The sequence below is a fragment of the Thalassovita sp. genome (genome assembly GCF_034670005.1).
In the GTDB taxonomy this organism is placed as follows: Bacteria; Pseudomonadota; Alphaproteobacteria; order Rhodobacterales; family Rhodobacteraceae; genus Thalassobius.
In genome coordinates, this window is the sequence record NZ_JAXMOH010000012.1 from 90977 (window position 1) to 117914 (window position 26938).

27 protein-coding genes are annotated in these 26938 nt (G+C 60.0%); 16 read left to right on the top strand and 11 right to left on the bottom strand.

Annotated features, from left to right (window positions below; genetic code table 11):
- The first annotated feature begins 50 nt into the window (after nt 1-50).
- Nucleotides 51-2294, top strand: coding sequence for a phosphoenolpyruvate--protein phosphotransferase (gene ptsP / locus VOI23_RS16975; RefSeq protein ID WP_323786181.1), 2244 nt, complete (start codon nt 51-53; stop codon nt 2292-2294).
- Between the two features lie 4 nt (nt 2295-2298).
- Here ptsP and VOI23_RS16980 read toward each other — a convergent pair whose 3' ends face one another.
- From VOI23_RS16980 to VOI23_RS16990, 3 genes are all read right to left on the bottom strand, one after another.
- On the bottom strand, nt 2299-3459 hold the full coding sequence (locus VOI23_RS16980) for a cytochrome P450 (protein WP_323786182.1): 1161 nt from the start codon (nt 3457-3459) through the stop codon (nt 2299-2301).
- A gap of 78 nt (nt 3460-3537) precedes the next feature.
- Nucleotides 3538-4305 (bottom strand): EcsC family protein, encoded by a 768-nt coding sequence (locus tag VOI23_RS16985; RefSeq protein ID WP_323786183.1) that lies wholly within the window; start codon nt 4303-4305, stop codon nt 3538-3540.
- 52 nt (nt 4306-4357) lie between these two features.
- A complete protein-coding gene (locus tag VOI23_RS16990; RefSeq protein ID WP_323786184.1) occupies nt 4358-4846 on the bottom strand; it encodes an N-acetyltransferase in 489 nt (162 codons plus the stop codon).
- Between the two features lie 114 nt (nt 4847-4960).
- Between VOI23_RS16990 and VOI23_RS16995 the strand changes: the two genes are divergently transcribed.
- Together VOI23_RS16995 and VOI23_RS17000 are read left to right on the top strand one after the other, a co-directional pair.
- Nucleotides 4961-5572, top strand: coding sequence for a flavin reductase family protein (locus VOI23_RS16995; protein ID WP_323786185.1), 612 nt, complete (start codon nt 4961-4963; stop codon nt 5570-5572).
- Between the two features lie 64 nt (nt 5573-5636).
- Nucleotides 5637-6506 (top strand): S-methyl-5'-thioadenosine phosphorylase, encoded by an 870-nt coding sequence (locus VOI23_RS17000; RefSeq protein ID WP_416376544.1) that lies wholly within the window; start codon nt 5637-5639, stop codon nt 6504-6506.
- A 90-nt stretch (nt 6507-6596) separates the two neighbouring features.
- Here the strand turns inward: VOI23_RS17000 and VOI23_RS17005 are convergent, their stop codons facing one another.
- Nucleotides 6597-6767: a hypothetical protein gene (locus VOI23_RS17005; RefSeq protein WP_323786187.1), complete on the bottom strand. Its 171-nt coding sequence runs from the start codon at nt 6765-6767 to the stop codon at nt 6597-6599.
- Nucleotides 6768-7101: 334 nt separating this feature from the next.
- Between VOI23_RS17005 and VOI23_RS17010 the strand changes: the two genes are divergently transcribed.
- From VOI23_RS17010 to VOI23_RS17040, 7 genes are all read left to right on the top strand, one after another.
- On the top strand, nt 7102-7644 hold the full coding sequence (locus tag VOI23_RS17010) for an adenine phosphoribosyltransferase (RefSeq protein ID WP_323786188.1): 543 nt from the start codon (nt 7102-7104) through the stop codon (nt 7642-7644).
- Between the two features lie 176 nt (nt 7645-7820).
- The gene (locus tag VOI23_RS17015; protein WP_323786189.1) at nt 7821-8519 is read left to right on the top strand and encodes an SURF1 family protein; all 699 of its coding nucleotides are present in this window, start codon (nt 7821-7823) and stop codon (nt 8517-8519) included.
- Nucleotides 8516-9904 (top strand): threonine synthase, encoded by a 1389-nt coding sequence (gene thrC, locus VOI23_RS17020; RefSeq protein WP_323786190.1) that lies wholly within the window; start codon nt 8516-8518, stop codon nt 9902-9904. The genes VOI23_RS17015 and thrC overlap by 4 nt, the downstream gene beginning before the upstream one ends.
- Entirely contained in the window at nt 9901-11163 is a 1263-nt protein-coding gene (locus tag VOI23_RS17025; RefSeq protein WP_323786191.1) for a pitrilysin family protein, read from the top strand. The genes thrC and VOI23_RS17025 overlap by 4 nt, the downstream gene beginning before the upstream one ends.
- Entirely contained in the window at nt 11163-11747 is a 585-nt protein-coding gene (locus VOI23_RS17030) for a GNAT family protein (protein WP_323786192.1), read from the top strand. The genes VOI23_RS17025 and VOI23_RS17030 overlap by 1 nt, the downstream gene beginning before the upstream one ends.
- 88 nt (nt 11748-11835) lie before the next feature.
- Nucleotides 11836-12651: an MBL fold metallo-hydrolase gene (locus tag VOI23_RS17035; RefSeq protein ID WP_323786193.1), complete on the top strand. Its 816-nt coding sequence runs from the start codon at nt 11836-11838 to the stop codon at nt 12649-12651.
- Nucleotides 12652-12690: 39 nt separating this feature from the next.
- Complete coding sequence (locus VOI23_RS17040) at nt 12691-14106, top strand: FAD-binding oxidoreductase (RefSeq protein WP_323786194.1); 1416 nt, start codon at nt 12691-12693, stop codon at nt 14104-14106.
- A gap of 137 nt (nt 14107-14243) precedes the next feature.
- Here VOI23_RS17040 and VOI23_RS17045 read toward each other — a convergent pair whose 3' ends face one another.
- The 5 genes from VOI23_RS17045 to coxB all read right to left on the bottom strand — a co-directional run bounded on the left by VOI23_RS17045 (nt 14244) and on the right by coxB (nt 17698).
- Nucleotides 14244-15044 (bottom strand): cytochrome c oxidase subunit 3, encoded by an 801-nt coding sequence (locus VOI23_RS17045; protein ID WP_323786195.1) that lies wholly within the window; start codon nt 15042-15044, stop codon nt 14244-14246.
- A gap of 25 nt (nt 15045-15069) precedes the next feature.
- On the bottom strand, nt 15070-15645 hold the full coding sequence (locus VOI23_RS17050; RefSeq protein ID WP_323786196.1) for a cytochrome c oxidase assembly protein: 576 nt from the start codon (nt 15643-15645) through the stop codon (nt 15070-15072).
- 3 nt (nt 15646-15648) lie between these two features.
- Nucleotides 15649-15822, bottom strand: coding sequence for a hypothetical protein (locus VOI23_RS17055; protein ID WP_323786197.1), 174 nt, complete (start codon nt 15820-15822; stop codon nt 15649-15651).
- A gap of 1 nt (nt 15823) precedes the next feature.
- Nucleotides 15824-16762: a heme o synthase gene (gene cyoE / locus VOI23_RS17060; RefSeq protein ID WP_323786198.1), complete on the bottom strand. Its 939-nt coding sequence runs from the start codon at nt 16760-16762 to the stop codon at nt 15824-15826.
- Nucleotides 16763-16849: 87 nt separating this feature from the next.
- Entirely contained in the window at nt 16850-17698 is an 849-nt protein-coding gene (gene coxB, locus VOI23_RS17065; RefSeq protein ID WP_323786199.1) for a cytochrome c oxidase subunit II, read from the bottom strand.
- 193 nt (nt 17699-17891) lie between these two features.
- Here coxB and tldD point away from each other — a divergent pair, with 193 nt between their 5' ends.
- Both tldD and dprA read left to right on the top strand, forming a co-directional pair.
- Nucleotides 17892-19313, top strand: a complete 1422-nt coding sequence (tldD, locus tag VOI23_RS17070) for a metalloprotease TldD (RefSeq protein WP_323786200.1) — start codon at nt 17892-17894, stop codon at nt 19311-19313.
- Between the two features lie 93 nt (nt 19314-19406).
- A complete protein-coding gene (gene dprA, locus VOI23_RS17075) occupies nt 19407-20558 on the top strand; it encodes a DNA-processing protein DprA (protein ID WP_323786202.1) in 1152 nt (383 codons plus the stop codon).
- A gap of 16 nt (nt 20559-20574) precedes the next feature.
- On the opposite strand, the gene VOI23_RS17080 is transcribed toward dprA, so the two are convergent.
- The gene (locus VOI23_RS17080; protein WP_323786203.1) at nt 20575-21030 is read right to left on the bottom strand and encodes a hypothetical protein; all 456 of its coding nucleotides are present in this window, start codon (nt 21028-21030) and stop codon (nt 20575-20577) included.
- A gap of 153 nt (nt 21031-21183) precedes the next feature.
- On the opposite strand from VOI23_RS17080, the gene topA reads away from it, so the two are divergent.
- From topA to VOI23_RS17095, 3 genes are all read left to right on the top strand, one after another.
- Complete coding sequence (gene topA / locus VOI23_RS17085) at nt 21184-23778, top strand: type I DNA topoisomerase (RefSeq protein WP_323786205.1); 2595 nt, start codon at nt 21184-21186, stop codon at nt 23776-23778.
- 222 nt (nt 23779-24000) lie between these two features.
- Nucleotides 24001-24705, top strand: a complete 705-nt coding sequence (locus tag VOI23_RS17090; RefSeq protein ID WP_323786206.1) for a CoA transferase subunit A — start codon at nt 24001-24003, stop codon at nt 24703-24705.
- Nucleotides 24705-25328, top strand: coding sequence for a 3-oxoacid CoA-transferase subunit B (locus tag VOI23_RS17095; RefSeq protein WP_323786207.1), 624 nt, complete (start codon nt 24705-24707; stop codon nt 25326-25328). The genes VOI23_RS17090 and VOI23_RS17095 overlap by 1 nt, the downstream gene beginning before the upstream one ends.
- A 33-nt stretch (nt 25329-25361) precedes the next feature.
- On the opposite strand, the gene VOI23_RS17100 is transcribed toward VOI23_RS17095, so the two are convergent.
- Entirely contained in the window at nt 25362-26177 is an 816-nt protein-coding gene (locus tag VOI23_RS17100) for a lytic transglycosylase domain-containing protein (RefSeq protein WP_323786208.1), read from the bottom strand.
- A 347-nt stretch (nt 26178-26524) separates the two neighbouring features.
- On the opposite strand from VOI23_RS17100, the gene VOI23_RS17105 reads away from it, so the two are divergent.
- Nucleotides 26525-26722: a pilus assembly protein gene (locus tag VOI23_RS17105; RefSeq protein ID WP_323786209.1), complete on the top strand. Its 198-nt coding sequence runs from the start codon at nt 26525-26527 to the stop codon at nt 26720-26722.
- The last annotated feature ends 216 nt before the right edge of the window (nt 26723-26938 follow it).

Here is a 26938-nt window from a genome sequence, read left to right on the forward strand (position 1 = left end):
CGGGCCGGCGTCCGACGCGACAGGCCGAAACCAAGACGGGTTAATCGTGCATGACCGATGGGACCGAAAGCGAAAGCCGCAAACTGCTGCGACGGCTGCGAAATGCGATGGCCGGAGACAGCGCCGGTCAGGCGCGGCTGGATGAGATCACCCATCTGATCGCCGATTCGATGGGCACCGAAGTGTGTTCGGTCTATTTGTTCCGCGACGCTGAAACGCTGGAACTTTGCGCCACCGAAGGGCTGAAACCCGAGGCCGTGCACCAAACCCGAATGCGCATGGGCGAAGGGCTTGTCGGTCGGGTCGCCAAAGTTGGCACCGTGGTGAACGAGGCCGATGCGCCGTCGGCCAAGGGGTTCCGCTATATGCCGGAAACCGGCGAGGAAATCTATTCCTCCTTCCTTGGCGTACCGATTCAGCGGCTGGGCGAAAAACTGGGCGTTCTGGTGGTGCAGTCGAAACAGGCGCGTGAATTTTCTGCTGACGAAGTTTATGCGCTGGAAGTCGTCGCCATGGTTCTGGCCGAAATGACCGAACTGGGTGCCTTTGTCGGCGAAGGGGCGGCCCTGTCGGCCCGGCATCAGCAATCCGTTCTGATCCGCGGCACCTCTGGACAGGAAGGCGCCGCCGAAGGCCATGTCTGGCTGCACGAACCGCGCGTGGTCGTGACCAACCCGATCGCCGAGGATCCGCATAATGAACTCACCCGCCTGCATGAAGCAGTGGATACGCTGAGGATCAGCGTCGATCAGATGCTGGCCGGGGCTTCGGGCGGAGATGCCGATCAGGTTCAGGTCCTCGAAGCTTACCGCATGTTCGCCAATTCAAAGGGCTGGATGCGGCGCATGGAAGAAGATATCAGCCGCGGCCTGTCGGCCGAAGCGGCGGTGGAAAAGGAACAATCGGCAGCACGTGCGCGCCTGGGTCAGGTCAACGACGCCTATCTGCGCGACCGGCTGCACGATCTGGACGATCTGTCGAACCGGTTGCTGCGTATCCTGACCGGTCAGGGCACCGATACCGGGGCGGAATTGCCCGCCGATCCGATCCTGATAGCCCGCAATATCGGTCCGGCCGAACTGCTGGATTACGGGCGTTCTCTGAAAGGGATCGTGCTGGAGGAAGGCTCTGTCGGAAGCCACGCCGCCATCGTGGCGCGGGCCTTGGCAATTCCCTTGGTCATCCATGCGGGACGGATCACCACCGAAGCGCTCAATGGCAACCATATCATGGTCGATGGCGATCAGGGCATCGTGCATCTGCGCCCCGACGATACCGTCGTCGCCGCTTTCCGTGATAAAATCGCGATGCAGGCCAAGGCGCAGGAACGCTATGCCTCGATCCGGGATAAATCCGCCACCACCAAATGCGGTAAAACGATTTCATTGTTGATGAATGCCGGATTGATGGCCGATCTGCCATCTTTGCAGGGCTCCGGCGCCGAAGGCGTGGGGCTGTTTCGCACCGAATTGCAATTCCTGGTGCGTAACAAGATGCCAAAACGGTCGGAACTGTCGGCGATCTATTCGCGGGTGCTGGATGCCGCCCAAGGCAAACGGGTGGTCTTTCGGACGCTCGACATCGGATCGGACAAGGTCCTGCCTTACATGAAGCCCAATGACGAACCTAACCCGGCTCTTGGCTGGCGCGCTATCCGGGTTGGCCTGGACAAACCGGGTGTGCTCAGAATGCAGCTACAGGCGCTGCTGCGGGCCTCCAAGGGTCGCCCGATGTCGATCATGTTCCCCTTTGTCGCCCAATATGAAGAATTCAAGGCCGCCAAATGGGAAATGGAAAAGGCGCTGGAACGCGAACGCATTCTGGGCCACGCGGTGCCTGAACATCTCGAAGTCGGTGCGATGCTGGAAACGCCGTCTTTGGCATTTGCACCGGACCGGTTCTATGAAGAGGTCGATTTCCTGTCGATTGGTGGCAACGACCTGAAACAGTTCTTTTTCGCAGCCGACCGCGAAAACGAACGGGTGCGGCGGCGCTACGACACCCTGAATGTCAGTTTTTTGACATTTCTAGAAGGCATCGTGAAACGTTGCGCGGCGTCGAACACCGCGCTCAGCTTTTGCGGCGAAGATGCCGGTCGCCCGGTCGAAGCGGTCTGCCTTGCGGCGATGGGAATACGTACATTGTCGATGCGCCCTGCCTCTATCGGCCCGGTCAAGAACATCCTGCGCGGCGTCGATCTGGACGGGCTACGCAAGGTGATCGAAACGGCCAATATGAACGGCGATCAGTCGGTGCGCCCGGCGGTGATGGACTACCTGCGCAAACAAACCTGACCGATCACCGCAACCGCACCGGTACCGACAGCGGTCCCCGGAAGGCCCAGCCGCCAAACGGTGCTTCGCCCGTCAACGCGATACCCGCGAACCGGTCAAACAGCATCGGCAGGGCGACTTCGGCAATCAGACAACGCGACGCCCAGGCCCCGGCACAGAAATGCGGCCCGGCGCCAAAGGAAATCGCCGGGGCGATATCCTGTGTCGGATCGAAAATATCGGGGCGGGCAAACACGGTTTCGTCCCGATTCCCCGACCCGAACATGAAAAACAGCCGATCCTCTGCATCCAGCCTGATCCCGTTCAGGTCATAATCCCGCGCGATGCGTCGGGGGGACATGCCGATCGGACTGATCCAGCGGGCATATTCTTCGAATACCTGCAACCAGCTGATGTCTCCCGACCGCACCGCATCAAGCCACTCTGGATGGGTCAGCAGTGCCCAAGCCGCCCCTGCGATGGCATCACGCGGTTCATTCTGCCCCCCCGAAATCGCCAGTTTCACATTGGCGCGCATCTGCGCCTCGTCCAGACCCGCCTGCATCTGAACCGCGATCAGGGACTGGTCGGGGGTGTTCTGCAATACCGGCATCCGTTCGCTGATATGCCGGTCGATCGAAGCCGTGCAATCGTTGCAATGGGCCGTCACCGCCGGATCGTTCGCGTAATTGGCGCAACCGTCAATCATACCCTGACTGACGCGGTCCATTTCGCGCCAATCCATATTGGTCAGCCCGGTGATGGATTTTAGTGCCTCGGCGCTGACCTCCATAGCGAAATCCTTGACCAGGTCAGCATCGTCTTGGTTCGCCAACCGGTCCAGCGCCCGCGCGGTCGCCACTTCGAACTGGGCTTTCCAAACGTTTTTTACCGTCTTGGGCGACACTGTGGGGAAAATCGCGCGACGTTCGGACAGGTGGTCCGCACCGTCCTTGCGCATCATGTTCTGCCCCATCAGAACTGTCATCAGCCCTTGCGGTTGATCGGACGAAAACACATCGACAATTTTTTCATTCACGAAGATGTCGTCGCGCCGGGTGATCAGCGTGGCGTCCAGCTGCGGCACATAGCAAACCGGCGTTTGCGCCCGCATCCGCGCCATATCTGGATAGGGGTCCGCCCAGAAAGCGGCAGGATCTATTTCGTAGACTGGTGCATTGGACATTGGCATTCCTCCCCGCGCCAAGATTGGGGCAGGACCGCGGCAGCGTCCAGCGTTTTGACAGGAACCGCATTTGCCCGGCTAGTTTTTGGTAACCCTCGGGGTCACTCTCTGCCGCAATTGCTCGACCAGTTGATCCTGCGCTGTATCCGCTTCGATCGCCAGACGGCGCAGCCGAAAATGCACATGCGCCATGTCCTGATAATAGCTGGTATAGGCGTAATTCGTCGCCGCCCCCGCAATTGCCCCCAGCACCGGCACCGCCTGTGCGGCCAGCTTCTGGCCCAGAACATTGGCCAGGCGCGGCGCGATCTTGACGATCAGCGCCTGTAAACTGCCCCCATGAAGCGCCATTCGAGAGGTCAGAAATGCCAGATCGGCGCCGTCATCATGGTCCAGCGGCCCAGCCGAAGCGAATACCCGGACGCAATCGAACTGCACGTTTTCCGCCGCCGGGTCAAACCCCTGTTCGGCCGCAACGCCCTGAATTGAACGCAGCAGGATCGTTGTCGTGACCGGCAGCTCTGCCATTGCCGAAGGCAGACCGCCGAACCCGCCCGCCGCTCCCATCGCGGTGGTGACGGTTGTGTTCAGCCATCCCGGCTGATCCCCGATCACCCCGCGCGAACGATGCGCCGCCTTCATCGCAAGCCCCAAAGCGGTTTCGGTCGCTCCATCGAGGTTGTTGCGAATATTGTCCGGCAACCGGTTCAACAATTGATCGGCCTGCCCACCGATCATGTTAAGCACCTGAATACCCATGCCCCCGGCCTTGCGATACCGCTGGGCCAGCAGTTCCAATTCCGCGTCTAAATCAATAACTTCTTTCGAAGCGTCTTCGATCAGCATGATTGAACCCTTCGCTTAGCCTGTCACAGAAATGGCTATTCTGGATCAGGTTTCAAGCATCAATGCGGGTGACTTCGCCGGTGACACCGTCCCAGGCCCCTTCGCTCACCGCATAGCCCAAAACCCGGTCCGGGTTGGTCGGCGGCGGCATGATCACACCGTCAAGCCTGCTAAATCCGAACCGGCTATAATAGGGCGCATCGCCCACCAGCATCACCCGGTCCCAGCCTTCGGCCCGGCCGCGTTCCAGCCCCGACTGGATCAGCAAACCGCCCAGCCCTTCGCCCTGCCGCGTCGGGTGTACCGCCACCGGCCCCAGCAGCAGCGCGGGCTGTCCGCCCACATGCACCGGCCAGAACCGGATCGCCCCCGCCAAAGTCCCGTCAGCGTCGCGCGCGACCAGTGACATCGCCTTGACCGGATCGACCCCATCGCGCAACCGATAGGACGACAACGCCGTTCGACCGGGGGCGAAGCACAGGTCATAAAGCGCCTCGACCTCCCACCAGTCGTCTGCTGTTTCAGGGTTCAGCGTATACAAAGATGCCTCGATTTTCGCGATTGGGATTTGACTTTCGGGTGGAAACGCCACTAGCACGGCGCTAGGTCTGACACAAACCTCAAAGGGCAGACGCGGACAGGAGGCGAAGGGCAGTTGTTTTACGAACCCAAAGACGGTCATGGATTGCCGCATAATCCATTCAACGCCATCGTCACGCCGCGCCCCATCGGCTGGATTTCCAGCCGCAGCGCAGAGGGCCATGACAATCTGGCACCCTATTCCTTTTTCAATGCGATCGCCTATGTACCGCCGCAGGTGATGTTCTGTTCAACCGGCTCCAAACCGGATCAGGATGACGGCAAGGACAGCGTCGCCAATATCCGCGAAACCGGCGTCTTCGCGGTGAATGTGGTGTCTTACGCGTTACGCGATGCGATGAATGCCAGTTCCGCCTCGCTGGCCGCTGTGGACGACGAATTCGCCCATGCCGGGCTGACCAAGGCCGATTGCCGCACGATTCCGTGTTCTTATGTTGTCGATGCTCCGGCGGTTCTGGAATGCAAACTAAGCCAGATTGTCGAACTGGCAGGCGAAGCCAACCGCATGGTGATCGGTGAAGTGACCGGCGTGCATCTGCGCGACGAATGCCTGAAGGATGGCATTTTCGACGTCACCACGTTCCAGCCGCTGGCGCGGTTGGGCTATCGTGATTATTCAATCGTCAAAGACCTGTTTGCGCTGTCCCGCCCTGACGACAAAGGCTGACGTGACTTGTCCCCGCGCCCAGGTTGCGTAATCTGGCATCGCACAACAGGAGAAGTCAAACATCATGAACACATATATCGGCGTCATCGGCGGATCGGGTATCTATGATATCGATGGATTGGAAAACGCCGAATGGACCAGCGTGTCCGGACCGTGGGGCGCCCCGTCGGATCAGATCCTGACCGGCAGCTTGGATGGTGTGAAAATGGCGTTCCTGCCGCGTCATGGCCGTGGCCATGTCCATTCGCCCTCCACTGTCCCTTACCGCGCCAATATCGATGCGCTGAAACGGCTGGGCGTAACGGACGTAATTTCAGTATCGGCCTGCGGGTCATTCCGCGAAGAATTGGCACCGGGCGATTTCGTGATCGTGGATCAATTCATCGACCGCACATTCGCGCGTGAAAAAAGCTTCTTCGGCACTGGCTGCGTGGCGCATGTCAGCGTCGCCCACCCGACCTGCCCGCGCCTGTCGGAGGCCTGCTATAGCGCCGCGAAAGACGCCGGTATCACCGTACATAAGGGCGGCACCTATCTGGCGATGGAAGGGCCGCAATTCTCAAGCCTCGCGGAATCGAAACTCTATCGTGAAAACTGGGGCTGCGACGTGATCGGCATGACCAACATGCCCGAAGCGAAACTCGCCCGCGAAGCCGAGCTTTGCTATGCCTCCGTTGCGATGATCACCGATTACGACAGCTGGCACCCGCATCATGGCGAGGTGGATATTTCACAGATCATCGCGACCCTGACAGGCAATGCCGATAAGGGCCGGGATCTGGTCAAACGGCTGCCGGCATTGCTGGGCGCGGATCGCGCGCCCTGCCCACATGGCTGTGACCGGGCGCTGGATTACGCCATCCTGACCGCGCCAGAGGCGCGAGATCCGGCGATGGTGGCAAAGCTCGATGCGGTCGCGGGCCGGGTGCTGTAATCGGAACTTAGTCCGGGCTAGGGCGGCCTACCGTGGGCCGGGCATATATTTCTGACTGCGGACCGGCAGGCGCTGGCGACTACGCCGCGCCTATTCCGAATTTTCCTTCATGAAATCGCGGATGAAGCGGCGGATTTCGCGGGCAGCGCTGGTATCGAGTTCTTTGCACAGCTCGACAAATTGGTCCCGTTCGTCCTTATCCAGTCGCAAAACCAACTGGCTGTCTTTCTTGCTGGATTTCTTGCCATCTTTCTTCGGCACGCATCATCCCCGTTCGTGCTTGAAATTTTCGCATATACAGTGTATATACATAATACAGCAACACGCTGCACAAATACTCATTGCGGCATTACAGGCGAAAAGGAAAGATAAAATGAACCTTCTTTCAGCAAAAAGCATGCTTGTGCGCGACCGCATGGATTGGCGCAAACCCCATGTCCCTTGGTTGTCGAACAAGTTTTACCGGTTTTTCTCGAATAACCGCTGAATAAGCAACGCCGCCGCCTTCCGGGCGGCGTTGATCTATCTGGCCCTTGAAACCATGACCCAGCCTTGTCAAACCGGCGGGGAAACCGTTTCAAGGAAAGAACACGCCATGGGTCAGCCCGCCAAAACCGTCAAGGATTACATCCGTACCATCGTCGATTTCCCCCATGAAGGGATCATGTTCCGCGATGTCACCACGCTATTCGCCGACCCGCGCGGGTTCCGCATGTGCATCGACCAGCTGCTGCACCCCTATGCCGGACAGCGTATCGACAAGGTAGTCGGGCTGGAAGCGCGCGGTTTCATCCTTGGCGGCGCGGTGGCGCATCAGCTGGGCACCGGCTTCGTGCCGATCCGCAAAAAGGGCAAGCTGCCCCACACCACGATCAGCCAAGAATACCAGCTGGAATATGGCGAAGCGATCGTTGAAATCCACGATGACGCGATTGAGGCCGGGGAAACCGTCCTGCTGGTCGATGACCTGCTGGCCACCGGCGGCACCGCCGAGGCCGGGATCAAACTGATCGAACGACTGGGCGGTCAGATCGTCGGTTGCGCCTTTGTCGTCGACCTGCCCGAACTGGGCGGCCGGGACCGGCTACAAGCGATGGGCTTCGATATCCACGCGCTCTGCGCTTTCGACGGGCTGTAAGGCGGCCCGCGGAAATTGTGGCCTGGATGCTACGATAATTTCCAAGCCCGGACTGTCGCGGCCTTTGCACAGGCCGCTGCGGTCTTTCCGGTTGAAAATCCTGCCGCAACAGGCAAGAAAGCAAAGCGCGTCACGCCTGTGCGCTTTTTGCCTTCGTCCATGACCAGAAAGAACCGATGCGCCGATTGATCTTCCCTTTGTTCTTTGGACTACTGGGCGCAGCCGTGCTGATCGCACTGGGCAGCTGGCAGGTTCAGCGGCTGCACTGGAAACAGGGCGTTCTGGCCGAGATCGAGGCACATATCCATGCCGATCCGGTCGCCCTGCCGGCCGACCCCGACCCGATCCGGGACCGGTTCCTGCCAGTCTCCGTCACCGGCACGATGCATACCCCCACACTCCGGGTTCTGGTCAGCCAGAAAACCGTCGGGGCGGGCTACCGTCTGATCACTCCGATGGAGACGACACAAGGCAGGCGGATCCTGGTGGATCGCGGCTTTATCCGGCTGGAAGTCCAGCCGCCCAAACCGCCCACCGCCGAAGTCACCGTCACCGGCAACCTGCACTGGCCCGATGAACGCGACAGTTTCACGCCGGAAAATGATCGCGCCGAAAATATCTGGTTCGCGCGCGACGTCGGTATCATGGCAAAAGAACTGAACACTGAACCGGTTATGCTGATCGCGCGCAGCACCTCCTTCGACGACGGCCCGGTATCACCCCTGCCGGTCGGCACCGAAGGCATCCCTAACGATCATTTCGAATATGCCGTTACATGGTACGGGCTCGCTGCCGTTTGGCTGGCGATGCTTGGCCTGTTCCTCTGGCGCATGTACAAATCCACACGCAACCCGCAAAAAGGGACTGAGACGTGAAATATATCTCGACCCGTGGCAAAGCGCCCGTTCTGAGTTTCGAACAAGCCATGATGACCGGTCTGGCCCGCGATGGCGGACTGTATCTGCCCGAAACCATCCCGACCTTCAGCGCCGAAGAGATCGCCGCGCTGGCCGGGTTAAGCTATGAAGAAACCGCGTTCCGCATTATGAAGCCCTTTATCGGCGACTGCTTCAGCGACGACGAATTCCGCGACATCATCGCAAAGGCCTATGCCGGGTTCGGTCATGCCGCGCGCGCGCCTCTGGTACAGCTGGACAGCAACCACTTCCTGCTGGAACTGTTCCACGGTCCGACCTTGGCGTTCAAGGATTTCGCGATGCAGCTGATCGGCCAGTTGTTTCAGGCCTCGCTGAAACGCTCTGGCGGGCGGGTGACCATAGCGGGCGCCACCAGCGGCGACACCGGATCAGCGGCTATTGAGGCGTTCAAAGGACTTGCCGCAGTCGATGTTTTCATCCTGTTCCCGCATGGCCGCGTGTCCGAAGTCCAGCGGCGGCAGATGACCACGCCCGCTGAAAGCAACGTACATGCTTTGGCGATGGACGGGCATTTCGACGATTGCCAGGCCCGCGTAAAAGACATGTTCAACGATTTCGAATTCCGCGACGGGGTGCATCTCGCCGGGGTCAATTCGATCAACTTCGCCCGGGTTCTGGCACAGGTGGTGTATTACTTCACCTCCGCCGTCAGCCTTGGCGCGCCGCAGCGCAAGGTCAGCTTCACCGTGCCAACCGGCAACTTCGGCGATATCTTCGCGGGCTACATCGCCAAGCGGATGGGTCTGCCGATCGACCGGCTGGTGGTCGCCACCAACCAGAATGACATTCTGCACCGCTGCCTGAGCACCGGCGACTACCGCCCCGACGGGGTGGTCCCGTCGATCAGCCCGTCGATGGATATCCAGGTCAGTTCGAATTTCGAACGGGCGCTGTTTTACGCCTATGATCAGGACGGCGCAGCGGTCGCGCAGTTGATGGAAGAACTCGGCGCGGGCGGATTCACCATCAGCCAAGGCGCATTGCAGGCACTGCGCGAAGTCTTTGACAGCGGCCATTGTTCCGAAGATGAAACCAGCGCCACCATCAAGACCCTGTTCGACACCACCGGCGAATTGCTGTGTCCGCATTCGGCAGTTGGCGTCAAGGTTGCCAATGAGCTCCGCAACGCGGATGTACCGATGATCACCCTGGCGACCGCGCATCCGGCCAAGTTCCCCGCAGCGGTCGAAGCCGCCAGCGGTCAACACCCGGACTTGCCGACACGTATGGCCGACCTGTATGACCGTTCGGAACGTGTTAGCCGGATCGCAAACGATTTGGGCGCCATCGAAGATTTGATCAAGGATCGCATTGCCAAGTGACAGTAGAGCTTCATACTCTTTCCAACGGTTTCCGGATCGTTTCTGAAAACATGCCGGGGTTGCAGTCGGCCTCGATCGGCATCTGGGTGCTGGCAGGCGGGCGGCATGAACGGTTGGAACAGAATGGCATCGCGCATTTTCTGGAACATATGGCGTTCAAGGGCACCAAAACGCGGACCGCGCTGCAGATCGCCGAAACCATCGAAGATGTCGGCGGCTATATGAATGCCTATACCTCGCGCGAGGTGACGGCCTATTACGCCCGGGTGTTGCAGGCCGATGTGCCGCTGGCGCTGGATGTGCTGGCCGATATCGTGCTGAACCCAATCTTCGATCAACGCGAAATCGAGATCGAGCGCGGCGTGATCCTGCAGGAAATCGGTCAGGCACTGGATACGCCGGACGATGTGGTTTTCGACTGGCTGCAGGAACAGGCCTATCCGGGTCAGGCGCTTGGCCGCACCATTCTGGGTCCCGCAGAACGCGTCAGCAGCTTTACCCGCGAAGATCTGGCTCGCTTCGTGGCTGAACAATATGGCCCCGGTCAGATGATCCTGTCGGCGGCCGGTGCCGTCGATCATGACGCGCTGGTGCGCGAAGCCGAAAAATTGTTCGGTCATCTGTCACCGCTGATCACAACCACGCATGACAGTGCCAAATTTCAGGGCGGCGAATTCCGCAAGGTCAAACCACTGGAACAGGCGCATTTCGCGCTGGCCTTCGAAAGCCCCGATTACGGCAGCGATCAGATCCACGCCGCGCAGGTTTATGCCAATGCGCTGGGCGGCGGCATGTCGAGCCGCCTGTTTCAGGAAATCCGCGAAAAACGCGGCCTGTGTTACACCATTTTTTCCCAGGCGGGGGCCTATGTCGATACCGGCATGATGACCATCTATGCCGGCACGTCCGCTGACCAGTTGGAAGAACTGGCGACCATCACGCTGGACGAAATGAAACGCGCCGCCGACGATATGACCGAAGAAGAAATCGCCCGCGCCCGGGTGCAGATGAAAGCCGGGCTTCTGATGGGGCTAGAAAGCCCGTCCAACCGCGCCGAACGGCTGGCCCGGATGGTGCAGATCTGGGGCCGGGTGCCGGATGTCGCAGAAGTGGTCGCCAAGATCGACAATGTCAGCCTGAAAGACGTGCGCGATTTCGCCGAAACCATGGCCACCAACGCGCCCGCCGCGCTGGCGCTCTACGGCCCGGTCGAACATGCCCCGACATTGGCAACGCTGCAGCAAAGGCGTGCCGCATAATGCTAAGGCCCAAGCGACAGGTCCGGATCGAAACCGAACGCCTGACGTTGCGCCCGCCGGTGCATGCCGATTTTCGTGGCTGGACCGGCCTGCGCCGCGCCAGCCGCGCCTTCCTGAAACCGTGGGAACCATCCTGGGCGAACGATCATTTGGGCCGCAAAGCCTTTGCCAACCGGGTCTATTGGGCCAATCGTGCAATCAAGAACGACACCGCGCTGCCACTGTTCATGTTCCGCCGCGATGATGCAGAACTGGTGGGCGCGATCACCCTGGATCATATCCGTCGCGGTCCGGCGCAGTCGGGGACGCTGGGCTATTGGGTCGGCGAAAGCCACGCCCGCCAGGGCTATATGCGAGAAGCGATCGACGCGCTGGTCTATCATGCCTTTCACCGTATGGACCTGAGCCGGATCGAGGCCGCCTGCCTGCCGGAAAACAAACCGTCGCGCGACCTGCTGGAAAAATGCGGTTTCAAATACGAAGGTGTGGCGCAAAGCTATCTGGAAATCGACGGGCGCTGGCGCACCCATGTTCTGTATGCCTGTATCCGGCTGGACCGGCGCGGACGAACCGAACCGATCTGATCGCTGCAACGGCCCCGGTTGAACAATCGGACCGTGACAAAATCCCAAACCGGTCTATCTTTTCTACGCAGAAAAGAGGACCGTGCCCGTGATCAGAACCTGCATCGCTCTTATCGCCCTTCTGTTGGCCAGCGCAGCCCAGGCCCAGACCCGCATGCCCAGCCATTGCATCGCCATCGCCGATGCGGCACCGGGCCTGTCATATCTGCACAACGCGTCGTTCCGTGATCCCCTGCCCGATTACACCGTCCGGATCAGCTACCTCGCCCATGCATCGTTCCTGATCCAGTCGCCGGGCGGTACCGGCGCGGTCACCGATTACACCGGTTTCATCGGCAACGTGGATTACACCCCTGATGCGGTTACCATGAACCATGCGCACGACACCCACTGGACCGCCGCCCCCGATCCGGCAATCGCGCATGTGCTGCGCGGCTGGGGTGCGGAACATGGCAAGGGCATCGACCATCATCTCGACCTCGGTGACATGGTGATCCGTAACGTGTCGACCGATATCCGGTCATTCGGCGGAATCGAACCAGAGGGCAATTCCATCTTCGTCTTTGAAGTGGCGGGGCTGTGCATCGGCCATCTGGGTCACCTGCATCACGAACCGGACGCTGCGCAATATGCCGCGCTCGGGCGGCTCGACGTGGTGATGGCGCCGGTCGATGGCGGCATGACGCTGGACCTTCCGACGATGCTTCGGGTGTTGCAGCGGCTCAAATCCTCGGTTGTGATCCCGATGCACTGGTTTGGCGACGGTACACTGTCCGCCTTCTTGCGCGGCATAGGCACCGATTTCGCAATCGAACATGTCGGAGACAGTGCACTGGAACTGTCGCTCAGAACCCTGCCGCGCGAACCCACGGTCGTGGTGCTGAAACCGCGTTATCTGCGCTGAGGGCTGGACGGGACAGCCGATCCTGCTAATCCTTTGGGTATGAATTTACACCCCGTCACCCCCGCCTTTATCGACACGCTGCAAAGCCTCCTTCCGGACCGTTGCTTCCGCCCCGCCGACCCGCGCTATCTGGAAGAACCGCGCGGGCGCTGGCAGGGTCAGGCCGGTGCGATCATCGCACCGGACACGGTGGAACAGGTCTCGACCATCCTCAAAGCCGCGAACGCGGCCCGCGTGCCGGTGGTGCCTTATGGCGGCGGCACCGGGCTTGTCGGCGGACAGATCATGGCCGACGGCCCTGCGCCACTGCTGCTGTCGCTGGAACGGATGACGCAGGTGCGCGCGCTTTATCCCGAAGAAAACGTTCTGATCGCCGAAGCCGGGGCGATCCTGCAAGACGTCCACGATGCGGCGCTGGCCGCCGACCGGCTGTTTCCGATGTCGATCGCGGCCAAGGGTTCGGCGCGGATCGGCGGCTGCCTAGCGACCAATGCCGGCGGCGTCAACGTGCTGCGCTATGGCAATATGCGCGAACTGACTCTCGGATTAGAAGCCGTGCTGCCCGATGGCCGGATCTGGAACGGGCTGACCCGCCTGCGCAAGGACAATACCGGATATGATCTGCGCGATTTGCTGATCGGGTCCGAAGGCACGCTTGGCGTGATTACCGCCGCTGCGCTGAAACTGGCACCGCGGCCTGTGGGCGAGGGCACCGCGCTGATGGTGGTCGAAACCCCGGCTGCCGCACTGACCCTGTTGTCACTGGCCCGCGATCAGATGGGCGAAGGCGTATCCGCCTTCGAACTGATGCACCGCACCGGGTTGGAATTTCTCGCAGAAAAGCTGCCGCAACTGCGTCAGCCCTTTGCTCAGGCTCCCGAATGGATGGTTCTGATCGAAGTCGGACTTGCGCGCGGCCTCGACCCCGCCGCAGCGTTAGAGGACCTGTTTACCACCGGGATGGAAGCGGGCCTGCTGTCCGATGGGGTGATCGCGCAATCACAGCAACAACGGCAGGATTTCTGGGAAGTGCGGGAACAGATCCCCGAAGCCAATCGACTGATCGGCTCGATCAGTTCACACGACATTTCACTGCCGCTCAGCACCATCGCCGATTTCATCGCCAAAGGCGGAGAAATCCTGCGCCGGATGGGGGATTTCCGGATCAACTGTTTCGGCCATCTGGGAGACGGCAACCTGCATTACAACGTCTTTCCTGCCAAGGGTCGGCAGAAATCCGACTACCTTGATCAACGCGACGCTGTTCAGCGCGCGGTGCATGATCTGGTCGATGAATTCAACGGGTCGTTCAGCGCCGAACATGGCGTTGGCCGTTTGAAAGTGGCGGATCTGGAACGCTATGGCGATCCGGTCAAATTGCAGATGATGCGGTCGATCAAAAACGCCTTCGATCCAAATGGAATCCTCAATCCGGGCGCCGTTCTGCGCGCCTGACGTTTTCATCTTGGTAAAAATACTCTGGGGGAGTCTTTGAAAATTGCAAATTTTCAAAGACGGGGGCAACGCCCCCTTTGCGAAATGAAAAACCCGCGCCGAAGCGCGGGTTTCAAAACTCTCGTATATCCTGACGGTCAGCCGCCCCAGATGTAAACTGCGGCGAACAGGAACAGCCAGACCACGTCAACGAAGTGCCAGTACCAGGCGGCGGCTTCGAACCCGACATGGGCCTCGGGGGTGAAATGCCCCTTCATCGCGCGCAGCATGCAGACGAACAGGAAGATGGTTCCGACCACCACGTGGAAACCGTGGAACCCGGTCGCCATGAAGAAGTTGGCACCATAAATGTTGCCCGAGAAACCAAACGCCGCGTGGCTATATTCATAGACCTGGAAAACGGTGAACAACGCGCCCAGCAGAACCGCGATCAACAGACCGTTGATCATGTCCTTGCGGTTGTTTTCATGCGCGATCGCATGGTGCGCCCAGGTGGCCGCCGCGCCCGAACACAGCAGGATCAGCGTGTTGATCAGCGGCAGGTGCCACGGATCGAAGGTTTCGATGCCAACTGGCGGCCAGACACCGTCAACTGCGGGCGATTGCGGCCCCATCGGGTACATCGCGTGCTTGAAGAAGCTCCAGAACCAGGCCGCGAAGAACATGACTTCGGACATGATGAACAGCATGAAGCCGTAGCGCAGGCCGATTTTCACCACCGGGGTGTGATCGCCGGTATTGCCTTCTTTGACGACTTCCGACCACCACGCGAACATCACGTAAAGAACGCCGACGAACCCGGCAAGAAGCATCCAGGGACCGTGGTCGTGGAAGAACAGCACTGCTCCAAACAGCATAACGAACCCGGCCACTGCACCCATCAGGGGATGCAGAGAGGGGGGCAAAATGTGATAATCGTGGTTTTTCTCGTGCGCCATTGCGTTTCCCTCGTTGGAAGGTTTTTTAGTTTAGGTTGCTGTCGCTGCCCGTGGAAAGCGAAGCTTGCTCCTCGGGCAGATCGATTTCGTAGAAAGTATATGACAGGGTGATCTGGTGAACGAATTTCGCTTCGCGGTCGTTCACGATTTCCGGGTCAACAAAGAAACTGACCGGCATATTGACCCGTTCCCCGGGCTGCAGCACCTGTTCGGTGAAGCAAAAGCAGTCGATCTTGTCGAAATATCCACCTGCAGAATAGGGCGCGACATTATAGGCCGCCTGCCCGGCGATGGGACGGTCGGTGGGATTGTAGGCCTCGAAAAAGGCCAGTCCGGTTTCGCCGATCCGCAGGGTCATTTCCCGCTGCACGGGTTTGAATTCCCACGGCATACCGCGATCCTTAGAGGCGTCGAAACGTATCGTGATGGTCTGATCCAGAATCGTATCCGACCCGGCTTCGGCCACATTGGTCGTGCCGCCAAAACCGGTGACCCGACAGAACCAGTTGTAAAATGGCACCGACGCCCAGGCCAGCGCGCCCATCACCAACACCACACCCACCAGCATCACAACGGTTTTGTTTTTACTGTCCATCGCCATGGCTCAGTTACTCCCCTGCTGTTTTTGCAGATAGGCAGGTTCCAGCCCGCCGCGTGTGACCTTGACCACGGTCAGACCGAACACGATGGCAACGAATCCCACCAGAACCAGACCGACGCCAAGATTACGCCCAGATCGGCGCTTGTGCAGTTCGTGTTCGACTTTTTCGAACCCCATCCTACCAGCCTCCCAGACCATAAGGTTTCAAAGCAGCTTCGGCCAGAATCGCGCCGAAATGCAGGAATAGATACATCAGCGACAGTCCGAAAAAGCTTTTCTCGGTGCGGTATTTGTCCGCGCTCGCCGCGTCTTCGTCCCGGCGCCAGATCTTGACCGCGCCGAACAGGAACAGCGCGTTCAGCACCACCGAAACGGTCATGTAGATCGGGCCACCGATCGAGGTCAGCCCGGCACCGATCGCCAGCGGTGCCAGCAGGATGGTGTAGACCAGGATATGCTTGCGCGTGGTCCGGCGACCGTGGGTCACCGTCAGCATCGGCACACCCGCCTTTTCGTAATCCGAATTCATGAACAGCGCCAAAGCCCAGAAATGCGGTGGCGTCCACATGAAGATCAGCAGGAACATCAGAACCGATTCAAGGCTGACGCCGCCCGTGGCAACCGCCCAGCCAATCATCGGCGGAAATGCCCCCGCAGCGCCACCGATCACGATGTTCTGCGGCGTCCAGCGTTTCAACCACATGGTATAGACCACCGCGTAGAAGAAGATGGTAAAGGCCAAAAGCCCCGCCGCCACAAAATTCGACGCCAGACCCAGCATGATTACCGCAAAGGCCGACAGGGTGACTCCGATCGCCAGCGCTTCTTGCGGCGCGACCTTGCCCGACGGGATCGGACGCGACGAAGTGCGTTTCATCACCTCGTCGATATCGGCATCCCACCACATGTTCAGCGCACCCGATGCCCCGCCGCCGACGGCGATGAACAACACGGCGCAGAAGGCGATGAATGGATGCACCCCGACCGGTGCGGCCAACAACCCGACAAGCGCGGTAAACACCACCAGCGACATCACCCGCGGTTTCAGCAGGGCGAAATAATCGCCAAAACCCGCTTCACCGGTTTGGGTCTGGGTATTCAGGCTTGCATCGCTCATCTTCTGCCTTCCAAAACCGCTCCGATCGGCGCGGTGCTTCGGTGGGAAAGTCTGGCCGCGCCTATTAAGGGGCGGCCAGACACTGACTTAGTTCGCCGAGGCGAGCTTAACGCCCGGCAACGTGGACATATCGCCAGCATATTCTTCGACTGCGCCTTTCAGCCATTCGTCATAGGCTTCCTGCGACACCACCTTGACGGTGATCGGCATATAGGCGTGGTCCTTGCCGCACAGTTCCGAACACTGGCCGAAATAGATGCCTTCGCGTTCGGCCTTGAACCACAACTGGGCGATCCGGCCCGGCACGGCGTCCTGTTTCACGCCAAAGGCCGGGATGGTCCACGAATGGATCACGTCGGCACCGGTCACATCCATGACCACGACCTTGTTGATCGGAACGACGACCTTGGTGTCGGTTGCCAGCAGATATTCGTCGTCGGCATAGCCGTAATCGGCCAGTTCTTCACGTTCCAGTTTGAAGCTTTCAAAGCCGAAATCGTGATCGGTATATTCATAGCCCCAGTACCACTGATACCCGGTGACCTTGATGTGAATGTCACCTTCGGGGATTTCCTGCTGCTTGAACAGAACCGGCAGTGAAAACGCACCGATCACGACCAGGATCAAAATCGGAATGATGGTCCAGGCAATTTCAACTGGCGAATTATGGGTAAAAGTCGCCGGGGTCGGATTCGCCTTGCGGTTATAGCGCAGGATCACGACGGCGATCAGCGCAATCACGAAAAGGCAGATGGCCGTGATGATGTACAAAAGCAGATGATCCAGCGACTGCAGGTCGCGGGCCAGTTCGGTGGCGGGCGGTTGAAAGCCCAGCGCGCCGGAAACGGGTTTGCCGACGGTTTCGACATCCTGGGCAAGGGCCGGAGCCGCGATGGCAGTTGCTGCTGCGGCCGTGAGGCTAGAGATAAGTCGCATATGTCACCCTGATCGGTTGCGGTGTATTCTTCGGTTTTCTGAGGGGTCCCGGCCTTTTGAGGAGGAATCCCATTGTTTTGTCGTCGCTAGAAATCATATTCTGGGTCACAGAACAACAATTCCGATTGCGGCAAACGGACGCTTTTTTGATTTAGATCAAATCCGGGCCGCTGGAAAGACAGGAAAAACAAGTATGAGCGATATGCCTTTCCGCCCGTTCGAGCAGGCGCTGGATTTGGAACAGACCCTTGGCACGTTGCGCGAAGCGACCGCAGGTGCCGAAGATGGCGAGGTTTTTCTTGAACGGCGCCGGGCCGAAGCGTTGGTTTTCGACGATGGTCGGGTGCGCAATGCGTCCTATGATGCCTCCGAAGGATTCGGGTTGCGCGCGGTTAAGGGCGAAGTAACCGGCTATGCACATTCCACCGAAATTTCCCAAGCCGCGTTGAAACGCGCCAGCGCCACCGCGCGGCTGGCGGTGGGCGACGGCGGCGGTATTCTGGCCGAACCGCCTCAGGTCACGAACAGACGGCTATACACGGACTCCGATCCGATCGCCGGGGCATCGTTTCCGGTTAAGATCGAAACCTTGCGCGACATAGATGCCTTTTCGCGCGACCTTGATTCGCGGGTTGTACAGGTATCCGCCACCATCGCAGCATCGCTGCAAGAGGTCGAAATCCTGCGCCCCGACGGCACCCATCTGCGCGATGTACGTCCGATGACCCGGGTCAATGTCAGCATCATCGTCGAACAGGATGGCCGCCGCGAAACCGGCACTGCCGGCGGCGGCGGACGTGTCGGGTTGTCGGGGCTTCTCGACCCCGCCGACTGGCAGGCCAAGGCGCGCGAAGCGTTGCGCATCGCGTTGGTCAACCTAGATGCGGAACCGGCCCCGGCCGGGGTTATGGACGTGGTGCTGGGACCGGGCTGGCCCGGCATCCTGCTGCACGAAGCCATCGGGCATGGGCTGGAGGGCGATTTCAACCGCAAGGGATCAAGCGCCTTTGCCGGGCTGATGGGCCAGCAGGTCGCCGCCAAGGGGGTGACGGTTCTGGACGACGGCACCATCCCCGACCGGCGCGGATCGATTAGCTTTGACGACGAAGGCACGCCATCGGGGAAAAATGTGCTGATCGAGGACGGCATTCTTGTCGGGTACATGCAGGACCGGCAAAACGCCCGGCTGATGGGGGTAAAACCTACCGGCAACGGACGGCGCGAATCCTATGCTCATGCGCCGATGCCACGGATGACCAATACATACATGCTGGGCGGCGACGCCCGTCCCGAAGATATCGTTGCCGATCTGAAGGACGGTATCTATGCGGTCGGCTTCGGCGGTGGGCAGGTTGACATCACCAATGGCAAATTCGTGTTTTCCTGCACCGAGGCCTATCGGGTGCAGAACGGCAAGGTTGGTGCGCCGGTGCGCGGCGCGACCCTGATCGGCGACGGGGCCAATGCGCTCAAACGGATCCGGGCGCTTGGCAATGACATGGCGCTGGACCCCGGCATGGGCAATTGCGGCAAGGCCGGACAATGGGTGCCGGTCGGCGTCGGCCAGCCGACGGTGATGATCGGCGGCCTGACCGTCGGCGGATCGGCGGCCTGAGCTCCAGCGCGCGGCGGTAAAGCCCACAGCAAGCTTTACCGCGCATTAACCACCAGCGCGGTAGAGATGGGTCTGCAACACGGCGGACCCATCATGACCGAACTGATACCCCCTTCCCGCGCCCCGATACGCCCCCCCGAAACCGACGATGACCGGTTGTCCTGGATTCGACTGCTGCGGTCGCCCCGGGTCGGGGTGTCGACCTTCTACCGGTTGATGGCCGAACACGAATCGGCCCACGCCGCGTTACAGGCGCTGCCAGAGGTGGCCAAAGCCGCTGGCGTCGAAACCTACACCCCCTGCCCCGCCCCCGTTGCGCAGGCGGAATTGCAGGCTGCCCGCCACTGTGGCGCCAGCATGATCTGCATCGGCTCCGCCGATTATCCCGCCGCGCTGGCCGAAATCCCGGATGCACCGCCCTTTTTCTGGCTGATTGGGCGGCAGGACGTGTTGCGACAGCCGATGATCGCGCTGGTGGGCGCGCGCAATGCCTCTTCGCTTGGCACCCGCATGGCGCGGGGTCTGGCCAAGGATCTGGCGGCACAGGGATATGTCATCGTGTCAGGCATGGCACGCGGGGTCGATGCCGCCGCGCATCAGGCCAGCCTGCAAACCGGAACCGTGGCCGTGATGGCGGGCGGCGTGGATGTGCTTTACCCCTCTGAAAACGCCGCTCTGGGGCAGGAGATTCCGAAAAACGGCGCGCGGATTTCCGAACGTGCCTTCGGGTTAAGCCCGCGACCGCGCGATTTCCCGCGCCGCAACCGGATCATTTCCGGGTTGGCTCAGGCGGTGGTGATCGTCGAAGCCGCGGCAAAATCGGGCAGCCTGATCACCGCCCGCAATGCGCTGGATCAGGGCCGCGACGTGCTGGCCGTGCCCGGCCATCCTTTCGATGCCCGGACCGGCGGCTGCAATATGCTGATCCGCGACGGCGCGCGATTGGTCCGCAACGCCGACGACGTGATCGAAGCCTTGCCGCCACGCTCAGTCCGGGTTGAACCGGTCCCTGCAGATCAGGTCCAACTGCCGCTGGCCGATCCTGACCGTCGTAAACCCGATCTGAAACAGACTGCGGAATTGCACCGGCAGATTCTCGATCGTCTGGGCCCGTCACCGCTGGCCGAGGATCAGTTGATCCGCGATCTGCACGCACCGGCCCAATCCGTTATGCCGGTGCTGACCGATCTCGAACTCGAAGGCCGGATCAAACGGCAACCCGGCGGTTTGCTGGCGCTGTCGTGATGAGGCCGGCACCGCCTCAACCGCCACAATATTCCGGGATCACATCATGCCAGATGCCACAGAATGGCCACCCGGCCCACCAGGCATCGGTTCCGCCGATGGAAAACTCCACCACCACCCACATGTTTCCCGACTTGACGAAAATGGCTTCCATATGGACCCCGTCAGTGTCGTCCGGATAATAGTCGCCGCGCTGCGCCATCGGGGTCGTCGCCGGGTCGATCGCACCTCCGCCGGGGCGCTGCGGCAATACCATCGCAAAGGCCACATCGCCCGACACCCGTAATTCATCCACGACGAATTGCACCGGTTTACCCAGCTGCCACCAGGCATGTGGCCGCAGCGCGTCCATCAGGTCCTGGCGCAGGGCGGTGCCGCGCTGCGGTTCATACCAATCGCCTGCCGAGGCCACCGACCCACCGGTCAGGCCCAGCGCCAGAACCACCGCCAGAATGGTATTTGTGATCTTCATCAATTATCCTTTCACTTGCGCTGTGTCTCAGCGCGGCACATTACCCTCGAAAGGGTGCAGATTATCTGGCGGATTGACAATCCCCGCCGGCTGCGCCCATTTTGCCCCGCCTATAGTGCCCGCTGAGTTTATTTCGAAAGGTTATCCTTACCAATGCCCGTTGTTGTCGTAGAATCCCCGGCCAAAGCCAAAACCATCAACAAGTATCTGGGGTCCGATTACACGGTTCTGGCATCTTACGGGCATGTCCGCGACCTGCCGCCCAAGGATGGATCGGTGGATACCGAACATGATTTCGACATGACATGGGAAATCGGGGCCGATTCCCGCAAACATGTCAAAGCCATCGCTGACGCATTGAAAGACGACAACGAACTGATCCTCGCGACTGACCCCGATCGCGAAGGCGAAGCCATCAGCTGGCATCTGGAAGAAGCACTGCGCAAACGCCGCGCGATCAAGAAGGACACACCGGTTTCGCGTGTGGTGTTCAACGCGATCACCAAAACCGCCGTCACCGAAGCGATGCAGAACCCGCGTCAGGTCGATAACGACCTGGTCCATGCCTATCTGGCACGGCGGGCGCTTGATTATCTTGTCGGCTTCAACCTCAGCCCGGTATTGTGGCGCAAACTGCCCGGCGCACGGTCTGCCGGCCGGGTGCAATCGGTCTGCCTGCGGCTGATCGTGGAACGCGAGATGGAAATCGAAGCGTTCAATGCCCGCGAATACTGGTCGGTCAAGGCGATTCTCGCCACGCCAAGAGGGCAGGAATACGAAGCCCGCCTGACCGTTCTGGCGGGTGACAAGCTCGACAAATACAGCATCGAAAACGAAACTCAGGCCGAACTGGCGGTGCAGGCGATCAACAGCCGTGACCTGCTGGTCCAGTCGGTCGAAGCCAAGCCCGGCAGCCGCAATCCATCGGCCCCGTTCATGACCTCGACCCTGCAACAGGAAGCCAGCCGCAAATTCGGCATGGGCGCGCGCCAATGCATGAATGCCGCGCAACGGCTCTACGAAGCCGGTTACATCACCTATATGCGGACCGATGGCATCGACATGGCCCCCGAAGCGGTCGCTGCGGCGCGCGCCGAAATCGAAACCCGCTATGGCAAGGAATACGTGCCTTCCAGCCCGCGCATCTATAAGAATAAAGCCAAGAACGCCCAGGAAGCGCATGAATGTATCCGCCCGACGGACATGTCGCGCGATCCCGGCCAGCTGGCCAAGCTGGAAACCGATCAGCGCCGGCTTTACGATCTGGTCTGGAAACGCACGATTTCGTGCCAGATGGAAGCCGCGCGTCTGGAACGCACCACCGTCGACGTGGGCAGCAATGACGGTCAGATCGTGATGCGCGCCACAGGTCAGGTAGTTCTGTTCGACGGGTTCCTGCGGGTCTATGAGGAAGGCCGCGATGATGTGGTCGTGGACGAGGACGACAAGCGCCTGCCGCAGATTTCCCAGGGCGAAAAGGCCGACAAGCGCACGATCAGCCCGGAACAGCATTTCACCCAGCCGCCGCCGCGCTATACCGAAGCGACGCTGGTCAAGAAGATGGAAGAGCTGGGAATTGGGCGTCCCTCGACCTATGCATCGGTGATCACCACGATTCAGGACCGTGAATATGTCCGCAAGGATAAGAATCGTCTGTTCCCGGAAGACAAAGGCCGGATCGTCACGATCTTCCTGCTGAATTTCTTCCGCAAATATGTCGGTTATGATTTCACCGCCCAGTTGGAAGAACAGCTTGACGACGTGTCGGCAGGCGAACGTGACTATAAGGACGTGCTGGCCCGGTTCTGGCGTGATTTCTCGGCGGCGATCGCCGAAACCAGCGAGTTGCGAATCACCGAAGTCCTGGACGTGCTGGACGACGCGCTTGCGCCGCAGCTTTATCCGCCGCGCGAAGACGGGTCCGATCCGCGCATCTGCCCGAAATGCGGCGAAGGCAAGCTACACCTGAAAACCTCGCGCACCGGCGGCTTTGTTGGCTGCGGCAATTACCCCGAATGCACCTATACACGGCCAATCGCGGGGGAAGGTGCCGATGGCGACGAACGTCTTCTGGGCATGGATGGCGAAGACGAAATTCACCTGAAATCCGGCCGTTTCGGTCCCTATGTTCAGCGCGGCGAACCGACCCCGGAAAACAAGAAACCGCCACGCGCCTCCTTGCCCAAGGGCTGGTCCAAGGACGATATGGATCTGGAAAAGGCACTGACGCTGTTGAGCCTGCCGCGTGAAATCGGGCAACATCCCGAAGGCGGCATGATCACTTCCAATTTCGGACGTTTCGGGCCTTACCTGATGCATCAGCTCCCGGATGACGCCAAACCGGTCTATGCCAATCTTAAAGACCCCAATGACGTGTTCGAAATCGGCATGAACCGGGCGGTGGAACTGTTGGCGGAAAAACGCGCCAGCGGCCCCGGACGCGGTCGCGGGGCGGCGGTGAAGCCACTCAAGGAACTGGGCGAACATCCCGACGGTGGCGCGATCAACGTGATGGAAGGCCGCTACGGGCCCTACGTTAAATGGGAAAAGGTCAACGCGACCCTGCCCAAAGACGTTGATCCCAAGGATGTGACGCTGGAAACGGCGGTCGAGCTGGTCAATGAAAAGGCCGCCAAGAAAAAGCCGGCCAAGAAGGCGGCAGCCAAGAAAGCCCCGGCCAAGAAGACGGCGGCCAAAAAGGCCACGACCAAGAAAACCACCGCCAAGAAAGAAGAACCTTCGAAGTAACGCGGTGCCCCCCCGGTTCCTGTCTTTGGCCGCGACCGGGGGGGACTGCGCGCCCTGCCGCACCGAATGCGCGGCAGGCGTATTACTACGTATTGGCTCTGACCGGGTGGTTTCGCTACAAGCGGGCAACGCGTTCGCTGCGGGCGTCTGTGCGGGGGTCTTCATTGACAGCCGCCTTTACCCGCTGCACTCATGACGTGATGAGCTTTGAGGGAGACATTCATGAAAAAAGTCTACGCAAACGCTGCCGAGGCGCTCGACGGGCTGCTGTTCGATGGCATGCAGATCGCCGCTGGCGGTTTCGGCCTCTGCGGTATTCCTGAGCTGCTGATTCAGGCGATTCGCGACGCCGGGACCAAGAACCTGACCGTTGCATCCAACAATGCCGGTGTCGATGAATTCGGGCTGGGCGTGCTGCTGCAAAGCAAGCAGGTCAAGAAGATGATGTCGTCCTATGTGGGCGAAAATGCCGAATTCATGCGCCAGTACCTGTCCGGTGAACTTGAGCTGGAATTCAACCCGCAGGGCACCTTGGCCGAACGGATGCGTGCCGGCGGCGCGGGCATTCCCGGGTTCTACACCAAGACCGGCGTTGGCACCGTGATTGCCGAAGGCAAGGAACATAAGGATTTCAACGGTGAAACCTATATCCTTGAAGAAGGCATCTTTGCCGATCTGGCCATCGTGAAAGCATGGAAAGCCGACACTACCGGCAATCTGGTGTTCCGTAAGACCGCGCGCAACTTCAACCCGCCAGCGGCGATGTGCGGCAAGGTCTGCGTCGTCGAGGTCGAGGAAATCGTCGAACCCGGCGAACTGGACCCCGATAAAATCCACCTGCCCGGCGTCTATGTACACCGCATCATCAAGGGCGAGCACGAAAAGCGCATCGAACAGCGCACCACCCGCAAGAAGGAGGATGCATAATGCCCTGGGATCGTAATCAAATGGCCGAACGGGCCGCGCAGGAACTCGAAGACGGCATGTATGTGAACCTCGGCATCGGTATCCCGACGCTGGTGGCGAACTATGTCGGCGACAAGGACATCACCCTGCAATCGGAAAACGGCATGCTGGGCATGGGTCCGTTTCCCTATGAGGGCGAAGAAGACCCCGACCTGATCAATGCAGGCAAGCAGACCATCACCGAACTGCCCCGCACGTCCTATTTCGACAGCGCCACCAGCTTTGGCATGATCCGGGGCGGCAAGATCGCCGCGGCGATCCTCGGCGCGATGGAAGTCAGCGAAAAGGGCGATCTGGCCAACTGGATGATCCCCGGCAAACTGGTCAAGGGCATGGGCGGCGCGATGGATCTGGTCGCCGGTGTTGGCCGTGTCGTGGTGGTCATGGACCACACCAACAAGCATGGCGACAGCAAGGTGCTGAAGGAATGCACCCTGCCGCTGACCGGCAAGGGTGTTGTGGACCGGATCATCACCAATTTCGGCGTTCTGGACGTGACCCACAAAGGCCTGCACATCGTCGAACTGGCACCCGGCGTCAGCCGCGAGGATATGATCGCGGCTACCGAAGCGACCATCGTCTGAAACCAACAGCGCCCGGCCTCACCGCCGGGCGCCTCAGTTCATCGCCACAAAGACGCAGCCGTCTGAAATCAGCTGTGGCGGCGTTTTACACAGGCCTCGTGCCACCGAATAGGCCGCCAGAACCTTGGGCACGTAATCGCGGGTTTCGGCATAGGGCGGCACCCCGCCATGATCGCGCACCGCGCCTTCCCCGGCATTATAGGCTGCCAGCGCGAGAATCGGATCGCCGCCGAATTCGCCCAGCAACCAATCCAGATAAGCCACGCCGCCGCGAATGTTTTCATCCGCGTTCAGGCTGTCATCGACCCCGAACCGTTCCGCCGTTGCCGGGATCAGCTGCATCAGACCTTCGGCCCCGGCGCTGCTGACCGCGTCGGCCCGCCCCCCCGATTCGACCATCATCACCGCCAGAACCAAGGCCGGTGACACTTTGGTGCCGATCGTGCTGACCAGCATCGCCCGCCCCTGATCACGAACGATTGGCAACATGTCTTTCAACCGTGGTGCCGCCACCGCCTGTCCTGCGGGCGGGTGCCCCAACGCCTCCAGAGCCGAGTCCAACCGCAGCGCGTTACCCTGTGCGACATCGGGCGACACGGTTTCCCAAAACCAGCCAAACCGACCCGCGACCGGTTTTGCTGCAACCGGTAATTCTGCAACGACCGGTTTCTTCAGCGCGGCCTGTTGTTCTGCCGGATCGATCTGCACCGTGATCCGCTTCTGTCCGGGTTTGGGCGGTGAAATCCGTTTAAAGGTAAAGTCGGGAAACGGCGCCGGACCTTCGGCCCGCACCGGTGCTGTCGTCAGCATCACGCTGACCGCCAACGATAAAAGGACGCCCGGTTTCATGGCTGCCCTGCTCTGCCTCATTATTATTGCTTTGCAGTATCGCAGAAAACCGGAGTTTGAGCCAGATTTCTTGATAAATCCGCGCCGATCGCCCCCATTTTTGCCATATTTGCCCCATGCGCCAGTTCGAAAAAGAAGGAAAACGCATGTTTTTTCTAATAATTTCAATATAATACAACTTTTAGATTAAAATTTTCATACTGCTCTCTTTAAATTGTTTTTTTGCCAAACTGCCGCCCCAATCGAAGGTCTAAATACAGTCATACCACGACGGGGACAGGCAAGTGAGAGAGGCCGGGACGTCAACGACGGGGCAAACTGAAACAAACATCTACTGGAGAGAGACCATGATCAAATTCATCAAAAACTTCCGCAAAGACGAAGACGGCGCCGTAACTGTTGACTGGGTTGTGCTGACCGCAGCCGTTGTCGGCCTGGGCATCGCCGCCGTGTCGACCGTATCCAACGGCATCGACGCCGCAGCGACCTCGCTGAACAGCGACCTGACCACCGACATGACCGCGGCCACCGCAGCCAACAGCTGATCGGTTTGACGCAAGTCACTTAAAGGGGCCGCGCCTGATTTCAGGCGCGGCCCTTTTCTTATCGTCCCGACACTGTCGTGCCATGTCCTGAAACAACCGCGAAAACGTCGTTAACAATTCCCTAATTCGCCCAATTACCGCCCCAATCGAAGGTCTAAATACAGTCATACCACGACGGGGACAGGCAAGTGAGAGAGGCCGGGACGTCAACGACGG